This is a genomic window from Domibacillus epiphyticus, assembly GCF_001975785.1.
Lineage (GTDB): Bacteria > Bacillota > Bacilli > Bacillales > Domibacillaceae > Domibacillus > Domibacillus epiphyticus.
Window position 1 is genome coordinate 1 of record NZ_MSFI01000004.1, and the last position, 15,532, is coordinate 15,532.

The window sequence follows — 15,532 nt, forward strand, 5'->3', positions numbered from 1 at the left end:
GGGCATTTCAATTGAAAGTTTAATTCAAAACGTTGACGTTTTTAATGATTTTGTTCAGTTTTCAAAGATCAATTTCTGCGCACTGTCATTTATGACAGCTAAACAATCATATCATTTATCGATATTAAAGTCAATATATTTTATCGAAAATATTTTCCTGATAAAATATTCGAATGAAATCAAATCGCTTAATCGACACCAAATTCGGAATGTCGAGTTATTAATATACCATGTTATACAGCTGAAAGTCAACTTCATTTAAAACAAAAATTATATTTATATAATTCATTACTATTTTAAATTTTTACCTCACAGTTTTGCGGCAGATTGCTAATATAACATTTATTGAAATTCATATCAACAACATTTTCTCAATGGATTTAATTACTAAATTTCAATACTCAAGTTTATCTTGGTGCCAATCTTAATAGAAAAAGGCAGAGAGACACATACTCTGCCTTTTTCTTTCTATATACTATGGACCTCTTTTAAAAAAGGGCCATCTATTGTGCGCATTAAAATTGTTTTTAATTCAACTGATGCATATTCACTTAAAGAAAAGACACCTTCAGTCGTTTCTACTTGGACATCAATACGAATAGGCTGCCTATTCAACTGTTTTTCTATTTCTTTCGCGAAACTTGTTGTGAATTTCTTTGAATACCGAATTACAATATCAATATCACTTTTCTCTGTGACTGTTTCTTTTCCGCTGGCCAGTTCAAAGCCCACACCTCCAGCAGGTCCCCACTCCAGCGAAAAGCAATCCATCACGCTGCTTACTTGTTCTAAGCAATGAAAAATATTTTTTGAATGACCCCGCCATCCTTTTTCCTGAGCCAGCTGTTCCGGGGTGATCCGGCTTATTATAGAATCAACTGGTAAAAAGGCAGCAAACCTTTCACTTCTTTCTGAACCCCGTACACCAACTGCTGCCAGCCCCTTTTCGGCACGGTAACGCCGCACGACCACGAAAGGCGCTTTTGCTATTGATGCCTCTACCCAGTCAGGCATTGGTGTATAGCTAATCAAATCTCCTGCGCTGTTAATTTCCAACAAATCATGCGGGTTTAATTCCATTGCTCATTCAGCTTTTCTCTTACTAAAATGGATGCGGTGCGGCCGCCTAACTTAGCAAAAGAAGATGTTAATCGATTTTTCAAATCTGTTGAGCCTGACATCGCAACATCTTCAATTGCTTTCTCTATTTCTTTATAAATGACATTGCAGTCCTTTTGCCCTGGATTGGATGCGTCCACACCATCTACCAATGAATGTAAAGCACCCAGCTGTTCAAATGATTCAATATCATATGCCATTGACGGCACTTTTTTCGCGGCGGCCTCTAATTCTTCCAAACTTCTCTGTGTAATGCGTGCCGCTGATTGTTTTGACATAACGTGTACATTCACCTCCGGATCACGAAGGGCAATTAACCTGTTTGCCTGCATTCCATGCGACAAAAAGGCACCGGAAATGGCGTTGCCCGGTATAAACGATATAACAGAATGCCCTGCTAAGCGTGCGGAAGCATACGCATCAACTGCCGCTGCACAAGCCTGATGAATACCAAGCAGTTCTTCATGATAACCATATGCCTGACTCGGAACATCTACTATCGCTACGATTGCTCGTTTTTTACCATTTCGATCTTCTTCAATTGCTTTTCGAACGTGCTTAGCAATTGACCACCCCTCCAGCACACCCACTTCTCCATTCCGAGCTCTCGGAAAGCGATTTTGAGCATCCGGAACCACAGCAATATAACGGACCTTTTTCTCGCCGATAAAAGCATCAGCAACCCGGACAGAAGGAATATCGCCTAATTCCTCAGCATCATTACGCAGAAGATCAAACCATGTCTGCCCTCGCCCTTTGAATTTTGCATTTTGTGAAGCAGAACAATTTTCAAATGCTTTTTTTCCGGACTGGTTCCACAGGTCCCGTACATCTTCAGGTGATATTCGTCTGGATGGGTCCGCCATATTTAAAAATGCCTCATACCGCTGTACCTGTTCTGTTTTTGTTTCAAAAATTACATCGCCTTTTATTATGGATAAGATGGCTGTTTTAACGGCCCCTGTATCATCTTCAATTAATAGATCCGAAAACCCTGCAGCAGTTCGCTGTTCCCCTCCAATTGTACCCCAGATCAGCGGACGGTCCTTTGAATCAAACTCGCGTATTCCTGCTTCCTGCTCAATTACTTCTGGTCCGTTTAAACCAATCCTGCCTTCTTTGGTCATAATAATGGCACTGCAAAGACCAGCTGTAATCGACATTCCGCCGAATGCACCGATTTTCCCTGGGATAACAGCGATAACAGGTACGTGACGGCGAAGCGCCACAATCGCAGCACCGATTTCAGCAATGGAAAGTAAACCGTAATTGGCCTCCTGCAGTCTAACTCCGCCTGTATCAAACAGCAAAATCGGAATCGTCTTTTTACCGGATTCACACTCTTTCAAAACCATTTCCAGCGTTCCGGCGATTTTTGCTCCGGATACTTCGCCAATGCCGCCTCCTTGAAAATTCCCCTCAATGGAAATCACAACAGCCCGATGTCCATCCATTGTTCCTTTTACGACAATGACCCCGTCATCACTCTGGGGCACGATTCCCTGGGGTTCCAGATGAGGAGATTCAAGTCCGTCAAACGGACCAAGCAGTTCTTTATATGTTCCATTATCCAGCAGTCTTATGGCTCTTTCTCGTCCATTACATTCTACAAAACTAGCATTTCCCGTTTGAATCAAGAGTGCTCACCTCCAGTGCCTGTGCCAGGCGTATTGCTACAACACCAGGTGTCGCGCCAAAGTCATTAATTCTTACTTTCGCAGCCACGTCATGCTGTGAAAAGAAGCGTTGAATAACGGCTTCCCACGTATTTTTAAATCCGGTGATTCCTGTCCGGATGGTTACTTCCGTCTGCGATCCATCACTGGGCTCCATCATTACTTCCAAATCTCCCGATCCAACTACACCTACATGAGCGCGATGGTCAATATTTTTGGTTGCAGGAAATGTGTATGTGATTTTCTCCATTTAAAGCACCTCCGTTTAATGTGTGTATTCCGCTTCTTTCTGGACGTCATGACCCGTCACAGTTGCTTGGATTTTATCTAAAAACAACGTAGCAGCGAGCAGATCTGCACTGCCGCCCGGAGAAATATTCCGTATTATAAACGCTTCATCAAGTCTCTTTATAGAATCAATACTTCCGGCCGTTAAAGCGGCCGAAGCATGCTTTTTAGCAAATTCGAGTGCTTTAAAGCCGCCGCGGTGCAAAATGCAAGTATCGTCCAAGTGGGCGATTAAGGTCAGCAGGGTATTCAGTTTAGCTGTCTCTTCCGGTATTCCGAACGCTCTTGACCGCTTCAACATTGGAAGCGAAACATGCTCAATATGCGGAAACCCCTGCTGTGCTTCTCCTTTTGCTCCATTCACACCGTATTTCGTAGAAACACGCTTGCCATTCGTGTCCGTATCAGGGCAATGCTGGTCAGGATGTCGTGCAATTTCCCCAGCCCGTGACATTATTTCTTTTGATGAATAGCCGCCTTTTCCCATTGCTGCAGCTGAAATGAGTAGACCAATCGCCCAAATGGCCCCTTTATGGGTATTTACGCCGCCGGTCGTTTCGAACATTCTTATTTCTCCGTGGCGGCCGATTTCTGCAATTTCTTCTCTTAAAGAGATTGAGGGATTGCTCCCATAGCTGATATATGCTATTTCTTCAAATGTTTCTTTTAAGGATATGGCGGATTTTCGCATGAGATCGATTGTTAAATCTTGGTGGGCACCATGATTGGTTCTATCGACAAGGCCTGGTTTCGGTGTTAATTCGACTTCTTCTATTAAGGAACGAACTGCTGTTTCGGCTGCATTGCCGCTGAAAGCGAGCTTTGTGTTATACATTCTCAGGACCTCCTGGTTACCAGCTTTTAAACTTGGCAGGCGGTTCATATAAGCCATCTGACCATTGAACGATTTCCTCTACACTTTTAGCCGCAAGCAGTGAGCGTTTTGCATCTGTACGGCGTATGCTCAAATCTTCTGGAAGTGCGATTAACCCTTCCCGCCGCAGGCTGTCTGTTTTCTTCGAATCGTGTGTCAGTCCAACTGGCGTAACCCCTGCGATGGCAGCAATCGCTTCCCTCCGTTTTTCCATGCTGTCCGCTTTATACAAGTAGGCAATGCCTTCTTCGGTTACAACATGTGTAACATCATCCCCGTAAATCATAACTGGTGCCGCAGCAAGACCTGTGTCATTTTTCACGTCAACGGCATCCAGCGATTCAACGAAAACCGGTTTATTTCCTGCCTGGAACGTTTCAACAACTTGGACAACAAGCTTCTTTCCGCGGGCTAGAGGATCATTTGATGTCATCATATTTAACCAGGCCGGTGTTGAATGACGCCTTCCTCCCGGGTCATGCCCCATATTCGGCGCACCGCCGTATCCTGCCAGCCTGCCTCGCGTCACAGTAGAGGAATTGCCCTCGCTGTCCATTTGCAGTGTCGATCCGATAAATAAATCGACCGCATATTGCCCCGCCATTTGGCACAGTGTTCGGTTCGAACGAAGAGTACCATCGCGTCCAGTAAAAAATACATCACGACGGGCCGCAACATACTTTTCCATTCCCACTTCCCCACCGAAACAATGAACGCTGTCAACCCAGCCGCTTTCAATAGCCGGAATAAGTGTCGGATGAGGGTTCAATGCCCAGTGCCTGCAAATCTTCCCTTTTAACCCCAGCGATTCCCCGTAGGTAGGAAGCAGTAATTCAATCGCCGCCGTATTGTATCCGATACCATGATTTAAAGACTGTACTTCATGTTTCTCATATATACCCCGGATCACCATCATGGCCTGCAAAATTTGAATATCGGTAATGTGCCGGGGATCGCGTGTGAATAACGGTTCGAGTTCGTACGGTTCATCCGCAACAACAATGTAATCGATCCATGATCCAGGAATATCTACTCGCGGCAATTCATCTGTCAGTTCATTTACCTGTGCAATGACGATGCCGTCCCGAAATGCTGCTGCCTCTACAATGGTTGGTGTTTCTTCTGTGTTGGGTCCAGTATATAAATTTCCGTGCCGGTCCGCTTTATCCGCAGCAACGAGTGCCACAGAAGGAATTAAATCAATGAAAAGTCGTCCGTACAGTTCAATATACGTATGGATTTCGCCCATTGTCAGTTTGCCATCTTCAAGCATTTGAGCCATTCGGAGACTCTGCGGACCAGCATAGGAAAAATCCACTTTTTTTGCAATGCCGCGTTCAAATAGATCTAAGTGCTCAGGTCTTGAAATGCTTGAAATGATCATGTGAAGATCAAAAAGTTTTTTCGGATTCGTCTGCGCAAGCGCTTCAGAAAGAAAGGAAGCCTGCTTTTGATTATTTCCTTCAAGCACCACACGATCGCCTGGCTGAATCAGTTTTTCCATCACATCCACAATTCGATCAGTTGGGATCACCATCCCGTTGACAAGATTTTTTACGCTGTCTATTCGTTTTTTCTTCGCGTCAAGCCGTGTTGTCCAAGAACGTTTTTTATTTATTGCTTGTTTCGTCGCCTCCATCAATAACGTGCCCCCTTCATTTTTTCGATCGTTTGTTTTTTTGAGCTATATACTGGCAATCACTAAATCCATTTTCTGTTACCGACATCACTCTTGCTTCAGGAAACGCTTTTGCTGCTAAGCGCGCAAGCACATTACCTGGTGGCATTTCAATTAACAATCTCGCCCCATTTTCATATAAGACAACAGAAGCATCATGCCATTGAACAGCAGAAGAAACACTTTCAGCGAGATCCAGTCGAATGTCGACCGGATCAAACAAAAGGCGGGCCCTTCGATTTCCCGCATAGGGGATAAAAGGGCGATGAAATGGTATATCGTGAAGTGCTTCAGCTAATTCTTCTGAAACGGATGAGAGAAGCGGACAGTGAGAGGGTGTGCTGACATCCAGCATCGATGCCTTGCTTGCACCTTTTTGTCTGGCTTCATCCAGCACTCTTTGTATCCCGGACAATGAGCCGGAGATGGTTATTTGATCCGGTGCATTTTTGTTTGACATAAACACAGGATGTTTTTCATCGTACGCCTGGCTGACAAGTGATTGCAGCTTATCTTCATCCATGCCCAGTACAACACCCATACCGTATCCTTGAGGATATTTCCGCTCCATGAGTTCGCCCCTTATCTTGACGACCCTGAGAGCGTCTCGAAAATCAATGACACCGGCAGCTACGGCTGCACTGAACGCGCCAACGGAATGTCCAGCGACATAATCGGGTTTAATCCCTTCAGCTTCAAATGCCTTAAAAGCTGCTACGCCAGCGGTCAAAAGAGAAATCTGTACAGATGTGGTTGAGGAAAGTGCTTCTTTTGTTTGAAGGTTGTATACGCTTACATTTAAAGCGCTGCTAGCTTCATCAAGTACTTTTTTGACGGATGTCTCATGCGGCAAGTCATTTAAGAGACCTGGCTTTTGGGAGCCTTGTCCGGGAAACAAAAAAGCTATTTTCACACTTTTCACCCCCTTTCTTTTTTTGAAAACTTACGATCCGAGCTTTTTTTGAATACTGAAGATAACGTCTTCATTATGTTTCAGCAAAACAGCAGACAGTTCGTTCATATTTTGCTCGTCTAATAACCTAATGATGGTTGCATGCTCCGTAATGGATTTTTTAATATTCCCCTTATTTGCAAAAGATAGGCTTTGGATTCTTAAGAGCGGCCAGCCAAGCCGTGAGTACATCGTTTTAATCGTTTCACTTTTGCTCATCTTAATCAGACACATATGAAAAGAATGGTTCAATTGCGTATATGAATGAACAGCTTCGACTTTCTTCATTTCTTCCAGGACCTGATTCATTTCCTTTAGCAGCACTTGATCCGTTCCATGCTTTTGAATCCGGTCAATCGCCATATTCTCTAACATGTTCCGAATCTCCAGCAAGTCATACATTTCCTGTTCCGTATACTCTTTTACAATGGCACCTTTTCGTGGAATTCTTTCTACCAGCCCTTCAATAGCAAGCAAGTAAATAGCTTCTCGCACTGGTGCCCTGCTCGTCCCATATTCTTCTGCGTAGTTGTGTTCTATTAATTTTTCTCCAGGCTTTAGTTCACCTGTAATGATCTGTTCTGTAATATGTTCAGCGATTGAATTAGATAATGCGTTATTCACGAAATGATGCGATCCCATGATGTGTGTACCTCCCAATCTTTTGAATACTGTCGACTGTCGATAATTATACAAACAATCCCGAAATAATTCAATATTTTCTGAATTTATCCATTATAAATAATTTAGTTATTTAGCTGAAGCGTGAGGGCTTCTCTTTAGGCTGGATATCTTACCCTCCAATCAAGACAAATATAAGCCAGGCGAGCCCTGGTCCCAAAACGATAAAGAGCGCCGAAATGATTAAAAGCTGTCTGAAAAGCACACGTTCTTTCACACCTTGCGCATTCGCAAGTATTAATGATCCATTTGTTGAAAAAGGACTCAGATCTACGATGGCAGTAGCGACACAGATTGCTGAAATGACGCCAATAGACGAAATGGCCGGATCTTGCAGCATAGGAGTTGCTAACGGAATGATGGCTGCAAGGAAACCTGTTGTTGAAGCAAATGACGAAATAATTCCTCCCACGTACGATGCCGCCAAAGTAGCGACTATTGGACTTTTCACGCTGGCTATTAGCTCCGTCATATAGTCGACGGCGCCCACCTCTTCAAGGACCCCAACGAAGGTGACGACTCCCGAAATCATCAGAATAACCGACCATGGCATACGTGCTACGACCCCAGCCTGAGCCTTTGGAGCCATCATTGCAAGTACAAAAGCGACTAGGAACGCTGCAAAGCCAATGTTTACTTTAAACACAAGAGCTAGTACAACAAGAAGTACAATACCGGCTAGTGTAACTCCTTTATACAGCGTCATGCCCTCTTCTTTTATTTCTGTATTGTCATGTACTGTAACCGTTACATGTGATTGACTGGTCGAATTTTTCAGCAAGCGAAGTCCTCCCAAAGCGAAGAAGACAAGCAGCGAAACGATTGCACAAAAGATTAACGCGTTTAAGAAAAGCATTGACGGCGAATAGGATACGTTTATCTTGTCCATCGAGCCATTGACGATCAGACCTATTGGGTTTAGGGGCGAGTAGTAGCCCGCAACCGATCCGTTCACTACTAAAACCCCCATTAAGAGAGGATTGATGCTGTACTGGGCAGCAAACCGTAACGCGATGGGCGCAATAATCGCAACAGCCGCTGGTCCTAATGTACCGATGCTTGCCAGCAGTGCGGTCAAAGCAAACATGATCCACGGCATGAGTCCAAGATTGCCTCGGACCAAGCTGAGACCCCATTTAATAATCAAATCTACGGTACCGTTGTTCTGAACAATAGAAAATAAATAGGTGACCCCCGCAAGAATGACAAACATATCTGCAGGAAAGACCTCAAAGATTTCATTAACATCCATATCGCCGATGAGGGAACCGATAACAAAAGTGGCGACGAAACCGATAACACCCAGATTGATTGGCACTATCGCACCGACAACAAACATCGCCAATAGAACAATAATGGAGAGTATTTCAATATTCATATAACACCCCTCCTACTATAAAGTTATTTAAATACCATAAGGAAAACGCTTACAATAATATCTTCTATAGAAGCAGCAAAGAAGTTGATAGGATGAAGAAAATGTGGCCTTTTACTATGATTCTTGTTCAACATAGCTACGTAACCCTCATAAATTCCAAACCACCTCGTTCATTTTGAAATTTTCAGCATACAGTCGACTGTATGTTGACGTTTTATCTCCTAATGTGTACTCAATCCAATATCTTTTTATTCATCTAAAAAAACAATAAGGTGGGACCAAGTAAAACATCTAGCGGTGAGATTGAAGGGGATATTAGATTGTAAAAAAAATAAAAAATCATCGAACTTTTCAAGTTTATGCATCTTCCCCTTCTTTCTGTCAATTTAAGAACGTGTCCTCAATCCAGCCCAAGTTGCCATGACAAAGCCACCAACTGTGTCTGCAATCAAATCTGTCATGGTGTCTTTATTCCCGCCTTGTAACGCCATATTAAAAAATTGATCCATGCTAAATTCATAAATTTCCCACAAAACTCCGCCTAATACGGCAAAAGAAAGAGTAAACAAAAAGATAAACCAGGATGAAACCTTTTTACCTGCACTTCTGTGAACCATCCGTTCATATAAAGGAATAGCTGCATACGCCAAAAGAACGCCGCTCATGAAATGCAAAAATAAATCCCACCAGCTAATTGCATACCAATCTAAAATGGACCCTAAGTATTGTGAACAGAATAAGAAAATAAAGTAAAAAACAATGAGAGGTGCGGTAAATTGAAGCCTGAGAAACAGGGCGAGAAGAAGAAGCGGCATTGCCCCGCATAGAACGCCGGCAACGGCAGCCAACACCTTTTCTGTTTCATCGTTTTTATAATAAAAACCAGCCAAAGATGCCATGAAGAGAACATAAAGAAAACTTAGCAGGATAACCAGTATACGATTCATCTGTTCGCCTCTTTCCCATTTGTACTCTTTCTTTTTTTGAACAGTTGTATAGTTTGGAACCATGAGCCCTCTGATCACTCCAAAAAGAGGATCATGCATGTTGTCCTTGTGGCTGGCGCCTTTTGCATAGTATATGTGATGTGACAGCCCATTCTGCCATGAATTACTAGATCTCCCCATAAACTTTAGGACTCTGCGACATTCTAGCCCCTAAACCTTAAATAAAAAATCGGCCGACCCGATCCGTTCCTGCGGCGTGATCGTCTGCACATACCTGGCATAGCATCTCCTGCACCACCAAAAACAGTGCTTAATCCCCCTCCTTGGATTTCACCGTTCTTTAGATATATCGATTTAAAGGGAAATAAGTTAAAAATGAAAATGCAACAAGTTCATTATGCAGTGGATTGTAAATCTTTTATGCCCCGTCTATGAAAAACGTCATTCAATAAAAAAAAAGCAGCCTTAGCGCCTGCTCTAGTTTCCGGTTAAGGATGTTTTTCTTTCCTCTCAAAATACCCGTACAATCTAAACTCACAAATTTTTCGCGTCCATTCATAGATAATGTCACTTCTGCTTCTAATTGATCTGAAATTCGCCATTGTCAAAGGTAATTAACCCTTTGCAACTGCCGCTCCATTTGGTCATCGGCATTTTAGCGATCAAGTCTGCGGCTATGATCCTTGAGTACCGGAGCTGATCTCGATACAATGAAGCAAAGCATTGATCTATAAGGAGTGACGGAATGTCAAAGAAAATGGAAGATTTTGTTGTTCAGAGTTATCAAAAAGAAGAAAATATGATGATTCTTGTGTTCGCCCAGTGGTGCATCAATCATGATTTGGATCCGGAATCCTTGTATTTGAAAGCCTATCCTGATCAGGCAGAGAATCAGGCTTTAAAAGACGCGCTTGCTTTAACAGTGCCGAAAGAAGAAGCTGGCGAGGTTCCGGATGAAACGCTGCTTGGGGTGCTGTCTCTCTTCGGCAATGACGACCTCGCATTTATCGTTACACAGGAAATTGCCCGGCGGGGTGAAAAGAAAAAATAGCAAAAGGCTGCAAGCGGATTACCTCGCTGTGCAGCCTTTTATTTTCTTAATATACAGCTAAGCGTTAATGTTCTTAAGCACTCTTTGCCTCTTTCCTTTTCCCAAGTTCATTCGACATCATCGCCATAATGATTAACACTAATGCAGCAATGGCGCTCCATGTGAATTTTTCCCCTAAAAATCCTACTCCGATCATCGTTCCGATCACAGGAACTAAATAGTTATTGAGTGATGTAAATGTAGCTCCGGCACGCATAATCAGCATGACATACATGACGTACACAACCCCTCCGCACATGGAACCCAAAATGAATAGAGACAATAGGGATAATGGTGTTGTTTGAATAGTCCAGGGTTGATCAATTATTAGAGATGCAGGAACGAGATATATGCTTGCTCCAATAAGGATATTTCGTGAAGTTGCGATTGGGGAAATATCCGGCAATTTATTAATAAGTATTAATGAAATGGAGAAACTTAAGGCAGCTCCGAGTACGGCGAATTCCCCCCACAAATTATTTTGAAGGCCAGCAGTGGTTGGACTGATCAGGATCCAAATACCAATAAAACCGATGACAACACTGAGCAGACTCCCGATCGTCAGCTGCTCTTTAGGAATAAACATTTTTGTCAAAATAATGGTGAATACAGGGATCGTCCCCATAAGAATGGCAGCAGTTCCACTATCGATTTGTCCTTGCCCCCATGCGACTAATGAAAACGGTATAGCCGCCTCTGCAAGACCAATAATAAAATAAAAAAACCAAGGTCCTTGAAATGTTTGGACAAAGCTTTGATTACGTCTTTGTCCAATAAGAAATAAACTTAAGATGATGGCACCGATTAAACTGCGGCTGGCAGCGATCGTTGTTGGGGGAATTGTAGAGAGTGCCCATTCGTTAAACATAAATTGCAAGCCCCAAATAATTCCAATCCAAAGTAATAATAAATAATTTATTAGTCCAGAAGGTAAAAACGTACGTTTTATTTCCAACAGCAAAATCCTCCTTACAAATCTATACAATACACTTTATCATTTCCAGAAAAAATAAAACACCCTTCTTTCAGTTCCCCAAAAATATACTTTTCAGAGTTTTCTCCGGTACGTGAAAGATTTCATTTAAGTGCTTACATATACAAAAAAAGGGATTAAAAAGAGAGATAGCCATTTCACTATCTCTCAAGGAATCAAATATTTATTGCCCCGGCACTTGTTGATAAAAACCAGATATCATTTGTATGCCATCTTGAGGGGCGGCCATCAATGGATAGTAGCCTTTTTTCACCATATACTGCCATGTTTCATATGCATGTCGATTGCTGTTTAAAAACGCATTTTCAAGAAAATGACGGAGATCTGGATTTGCACATTCAAGGGCGGATTGTGCATAATTTTTGGCTGAACTCTTTTGATTTAGCAAATGGGCTATCGCAATTTCCCGATCTGTGTGAGTTTGAATATCTGTTCTTGGCTGTCCTGCCGGAACCGGGTTGCCCATTGTAAAATCATCAAGATTCGTTTTTAGCTGATCTGGCTGGAATTTACTGATATCAGGAGTTGTAAGACTTTGGACGAATTCCACCTTTAAATTGTAGTCTTTCACATGGAGTGGAAACTGGCGTGTCAAAATTTCCTTTAATTCGGGATCCTGTGCTTGATTAATAAAACTCGACATGCATCCAATTGTGTTATAACACCCCATAATTAACTCGGATAAATCAAATAGTTCATGTGCTGCTAATTTCATCAAGTCCCCTCCTATACAATTAAAAATACATGTGTCATTATGCGCAAATGTGCAAAGTTTACACTTGTTCATTTCTTTTTTTTCAAACCTTATTGAAAAATTAAAATTGGAACAACTGATGCATAATTTTTTACTCGCCGGGGGAATCTTATTAAAGTACCGTGTCCATAACGTAAGCCGGCAAATTATTCAAAAAAGAAAGAGGCGAAAAAAATGGATGAAAAAAAAGGGCCGCATGAAAAAATGACAGACAAAGATAATGGACTGACTCACACACAAGAGGTTTTGTATCGTCATGAGTTTAAAAAAGCAAGTGCAGCTGAAAAAGGTTTTTATAAAGAAAAAAATGAAAAAAACAAAGCATAACCTGTTTGAAATTATCGGGTTAATGAATCAGCAATAATAGGAGGAACATATGGAAAATCGTCAAAATTCAGATCAAAATGTAAATCATATCAAAGCACTACTGATCAAGGCCATGCTTGTTTGGCCAACTGTTTGGGTGGTCTTGTCCGTTTTTAATGATGTTTCTTTTTTGGATTCGACGATCCTGGGGGTTATTATTGTCATTCTCGCCTACTTTATTGGCGACCTGATGATATTGCCTAAAATGGGAAATGTATCGGCAACGATCAGTGATTTTGTCTTATCATTTATTATCACCTGGGCAACATTAAACTTTTTTGGATATGACGAGGCGCTGGGCGAAGCTGTCTTAACGGCGATTGTTATCAGTATAGGGGAATATTTTTATCACAGATGGCTGTTGGACGATCAATTCGGAAAAACAGCACATAAATAATGACTACTATGTCGTGTCAAAATCCAAAAAGCCGGTTAATTTCCGGCTTTTTCGAATTTTAAACCAAACATTATCTAAATATCCTGCAGATATAGGCGCCAATGCATTAGACATCTGCACTACCTGTTTTGTAATTGCTGATTCGCAAAACAACATCCGGATCACCAATTTTATTCTTTTCGTTGAAATAATCTCTTAATCGGCTGTTTCAGACCTGGGATCCCCACCAGGGAAGGTGGACAATACATACCGGCTCCATTCTGTCGTCATGAGGCCATTACCTTTTTATAAGGCACTGGCTTTTTTTTGTTGTCTTTCATACAAATGGTTAAAATCGTACACTCCCTCTACATAGATCTGGTGCCAGATTATAAAAACAAGAACCGTCCAGATTTTTCGGCTATTATCCTTTTTGTTGTCTACATGCTCCTCTAATAAACGTAGCACCTCATGTTTATTGAATAAATAATCCGTTTGACTCATGTGGACCACATTGGTTGCCCAATCATATAATTCATCTTTCAGCCAGTGGCGAATCGGCACCGGGAACCCTAGCTTCTTTCGGTTTACGACGTGGTCTGGCACAATACCTTCAGCTGCTTTTCGGAGTACATACTTTGTCATGTTATGGTTGATTTTGTGCTCTGTCCCAATCTTGGAAGCCACTCCGAAAACCTTATTATCCAGAAAAGGGACGCGCAGCTCAAGCGAATGAGCCATGGTCATTTTATCTGCTTTCAACAAAATATCTCCCCTCAGCCATGTATGGAGATCAATATTTTGCATTTTCGTCACCGCATCATATGCCATTGAATCGATGTAAATTGGCCTCGTAATGTTTGTATAGGCCAAATCAGGCTTGTACCCCGGAAGGAGAATTTTCTTTTCCCGCTCCTCAAACATCTTGGCATTTCCTATATATCTCTCTTCCAATGGTGTCGACCCGCGTTCGATAAAGTTTTTCCCTTTAAATCCATCAGGCAGTATGCGGCTTAGTGTCTTTAACAATGCTTTTATTGGATCAGGGATATAGTTAAACATCCGCAGTGAATGTGGCTCCCGGTATATATTATAGCCGCCAAACAGCTCATCTGCCCCTTCTCCTGATAAGACAACCTTTACGTGCTTTCTCGCTTCACGCGCAACAAAATATAAAGGGACCGCAGCCGGATCAGCCAGTGGATCATCCATGTGCCAGATGATTTTAGGAAGTTCCTGCACGAATTCTTCCGGTGAAATGATATAGCTGATGTTTTCCAATTGAAGGGCTTCAGCAGTTTCCTTCGCAACATCTACTTCACTGAATCCATTTCGCTCAAACCCAACCGAAAACGTTTTAAGATTCGGGTTCACCTGCTTCGCCAATGAGACGATAAAGGAAGAATCGATCCCACCGGACAGAAAGGCGCCAACCGGGACATCACCTCGCATATGGACATTGACTGAATCAGTCATTACCTCTCGGATTTCTTTGATAATATGAGATTCTGATGACGGTACAGGATGAAGCGTCGGCTTCCAGTAAGACTGAATTTTCATTGCCTGTCCCGGTTTCTTTGTAAAGAAATGACCTGGTGACAGTTTTTTGATTTTCTTCGTCATTGTGTCTGGTTCTGGAACGTATTGAAAGCTTAGATAATGCTGAAGCGACTCCAGATTTACTTCATCTCCTTGTGCTAACACAATGCTCTTTTTCTCGGAAGCAACATACATAATGTTGTCTTGCTCGAGGAAAAAGAATGGCTTTATGCCGAAGTGGTCCCGCGCTCCAAATAAAACTTGCTCCACCTTATCCCAGATGACAAAACCGAACATGCCTCTTAGCTTGTGAACGCACCGCTCTTTTAAGTCACCATATAAAGCAATAATGACTTCTGTGTCGGACTCAGTGGAAAAAGTATGCCCTTTTGCTTTTAATTCCTTGCGAAGTTCAATGTGATTATAAATTTCTCCATTGAAAATTATCCAATATCGATCGTTTTCAAAAGAAAGAGGCTGATGACCGCTCTCGATATCAATTATACTCAGCCGTTTAAAACCAAATTGTACATATTCATCCGCATAATACCCTTCGTCATCAGGTCCTCTATGCGTAATAACAATGTTCATTTCTTCTATTTTTTTGTCTATTTGTTTATTTTTCTCATTTGGTTTAGTATGCAAGCATCCAACAAATCCGCACATAAGCGCACCTACCTATCTATATGATTCATTCATATTTTCAATTTGTATATACAGCTTATCCAGAGAATTTGTAGAAAGTATGGAGCTCCCAATAGATTTTTTATAGTAATTGTATATATTTTCCAAGTAAAAGTAATTAATAAAAAAAAGCGGG

Annotated in this window: 15 protein-coding genes; 3 read left to right on the top strand and 12 right to left on the bottom strand. The window is 42.0% G+C overall.

From position 1 onward, the window contains the following. Positions 1–468: 468 nt before the first annotated feature. From BTO28_RS02450 to BTO28_RS02490, 9 genes are all read right to left on the bottom strand, one after another. A complete protein-coding gene (locus BTO28_RS02450) occupies positions 469–1,080 on the bottom strand; it encodes a malonate decarboxylase holo-ACP synthase (protein WP_076763710.1) in 612 nt (203 codons plus the stop codon). Beyond that, entirely contained in the window at positions 1,071–2,756 is a 1,686-nt protein-coding gene (mdcD, locus tag BTO28_RS02455) for a biotin-independent malonate decarboxylase subunit beta (protein ID WP_076763712.1), read from the bottom strand. The genes BTO28_RS02450 and mdcD overlap by 10 nt, the downstream gene beginning before the upstream one ends. Then, complete coding sequence (locus BTO28_RS02460; protein ID WP_076763714.1) at positions 2,734–3,045, bottom strand: malonate decarboxylase subunit delta; 312 nt, start codon at positions 3,043–3,045, stop codon at positions 2,734–2,736. Before BTO28_RS02460 ends, mdcD begins: the two co-directional genes overlap by 23 nt. A 15-nt stretch (positions 3,046–3,060) precedes the next feature. Further along, positions 3,061–3,918 (bottom strand): triphosphoribosyl-dephospho-CoA synthase, encoded by an 858-nt coding sequence (locus BTO28_RS02465; RefSeq protein WP_076763716.1) that lies wholly within the window; start codon positions 3,916–3,918, stop codon positions 3,061–3,063. 16 nt (positions 3,919–3,934) lie between these two features. Further along, on the bottom strand, positions 3,935–5,596 hold the full coding sequence (gene mdcA, locus BTO28_RS02470; RefSeq protein WP_076763718.1) for a malonate decarboxylase subunit alpha: 1,662 nt from the start codon (positions 5,594–5,596) through the stop codon (positions 3,935–3,937). 16 nt (positions 5,597–5,612) lie between these two features. Then, positions 5,613–6,548 (bottom strand): malonate decarboxylase subunit epsilon, encoded by a 936-nt coding sequence (gene mdcH, locus BTO28_RS02475; protein WP_076763720.1) that lies wholly within the window; start codon positions 6,546–6,548, stop codon positions 5,613–5,615. A gap of 30 nt (positions 6,549–6,578) precedes the next feature. After that, on the bottom strand, positions 6,579–7,229 hold the full coding sequence (locus BTO28_RS02480) for a GntR family transcriptional regulator (protein WP_076763722.1): 651 nt from the start codon (positions 7,227–7,229) through the stop codon (positions 6,579–6,581). A 151-nt stretch (positions 7,230–7,380) separates the two neighbouring features. Further along, the gene (locus BTO28_RS02485; RefSeq protein WP_076763723.1) at positions 7,381–8,646 is read right to left on the bottom strand and encodes an SLC13 family permease; all 1,266 of its coding nucleotides are present in this window, start codon (positions 8,644–8,646) and stop codon (positions 7,381–7,383) included. Between the two features lie 386 nt (positions 8,647–9,032). Further along, entirely contained in the window at positions 9,033–9,773 is a 741-nt protein-coding gene (locus BTO28_RS02490; protein WP_332888686.1) for a hypothetical protein, read from the bottom strand. Positions 9,774–10,338: 565 nt separating this feature from the next. Here BTO28_RS02490 and BTO28_RS02495 point away from each other — a divergent pair. Further along, a complete protein-coding gene (locus BTO28_RS02495; RefSeq protein WP_076763725.1) occupies positions 10,339–10,644 on the top strand; it encodes a hypothetical protein in 306 nt (101 codons plus the stop codon). Between the two features lie 73 nt (positions 10,645–10,717). Here the strand turns inward: BTO28_RS02495 and BTO28_RS02500 are convergent, their stop codons facing one another. Continuing rightward, entirely contained in the window at positions 10,718–11,638 is a 921-nt protein-coding gene (locus tag BTO28_RS02500) for a DMT family transporter (RefSeq protein ID WP_083711264.1), read from the bottom strand. Positions 11,639–11,840: 202 nt separating this feature from the next. Next, positions 11,841–12,392, bottom strand: coding sequence for a spore coat protein (locus tag BTO28_RS02505; protein ID WP_076763727.1), 552 nt, complete (start codon positions 12,390–12,392; stop codon positions 11,841–11,843). Positions 12,393–12,605: 213 nt separating this feature from the next. Between BTO28_RS02505 and BTO28_RS16895 the strand changes: the two genes are divergently transcribed. Both BTO28_RS16895 and BTO28_RS02510 read left to right on the top strand, forming a co-directional pair. Further along, positions 12,606–12,758: a YfhE family protein gene (locus BTO28_RS16895; RefSeq protein WP_095532633.1), complete on the top strand. Its 153-nt coding sequence runs from the start codon at positions 12,606–12,608 to the stop codon at positions 12,756–12,758. Between the two features lie 49 nt (positions 12,759–12,807). Next, positions 12,808–13,194, top strand: a complete 387-nt coding sequence (locus BTO28_RS02510) for a DUF2512 family protein (protein ID WP_076763729.1) — start codon at positions 12,808–12,810, stop codon at positions 13,192–13,194. 285 nt (positions 13,195–13,479) lie between these two features. Here BTO28_RS02510 and asnB read toward each other — a convergent pair whose 3' ends face one another. Continuing rightward, entirely contained in the window at positions 13,480–15,378 is a 1,899-nt protein-coding gene (gene asnB / locus BTO28_RS02515) for an asparagine synthase (glutamine-hydrolyzing) (RefSeq protein ID WP_076763731.1), read from the bottom strand. Between the last annotated feature and the right edge of the window lie 154 nt (positions 15,379–15,532).

What these genes read in the sequence shown, in the direction of transcription:
- BTO28_RS02450 (WP_076763710.1), bottom strand. Translation starts at nt 1,080, where the DNA reads ATGGAATTAAACCCGCATGATTTGTTGGAAATTAACAGCGCAGGAGAT.
- BTO28_RS02485 (WP_076763723.1), bottom strand. Translation starts at nt 8,646, where the DNA reads ATGAATATTGAAATACTCTCCATTATTGTTCTATTGGCGATGTTTGTT.
- BTO28_RS02465 (WP_076763716.1), bottom strand. Translation starts at nt 3,918, where the DNA reads ATGTATAACACAAAGCTCGCTTTCAGCGGCAATGCAGCCGAAACAGCA.
- mdcA (WP_076763718.1), bottom strand. Translation starts at nt 5,596, where the DNA reads ATGGAGGCGACGAAACAAGCAATAAATAAAAAACGTTCTTGGACAACA.
- BTO28_RS02495 (WP_076763725.1), top strand. Translation starts at nt 10,339, where the DNA reads ATGTCAAAGAAAATGGAAGATTTTGTTGTTCAGAGTTATCAAAAAGAA.
- BTO28_RS02460 (WP_076763714.1), bottom strand. Translation starts at nt 3,045, where the DNA reads ATGGAGAAAATCACATACACATTTCCTGCAACCAAAAATATTGACCAT.
- BTO28_RS02510 (WP_076763729.1), top strand. Translation starts at nt 12,808, where the DNA reads ATGGAAAATCGTCAAAATTCAGATCAAAATGTAAATCATATCAAAGCA.
- BTO28_RS02505 (WP_076763727.1), bottom strand. Translation starts at nt 12,392, where the DNA reads ATGAAATTAGCAGCACATGAACTATTTGATTTATCCGAGTTAATTATG.
- asnB (WP_076763731.1), bottom strand. Translation starts at nt 15,378, where the DNA reads ATGTGCGGATTTGTTGGATGCTTGCATACTAAACCAAATGAGAAAAAT.
- BTO28_RS16895 (WP_095532633.1), top strand. Translation starts at nt 12,606, where the DNA reads ATGGATGAAAAAAAAGGGCCGCATGAAAAAATGACAGACAAAGATAAT.
- BTO28_RS02490 (WP_332888686.1), bottom strand. Translation starts at nt 9,773, where the DNA reads ATGGGGAGATCTAGTAATTCATGGCAGAATGGGCTGTCACATCACATA.
- BTO28_RS02480 (WP_076763722.1), bottom strand. Translation starts at nt 7,229, where the DNA reads ATGGGATCGCATCATTTCGTGAATAACGCATTATCTAATTCAATCGCT.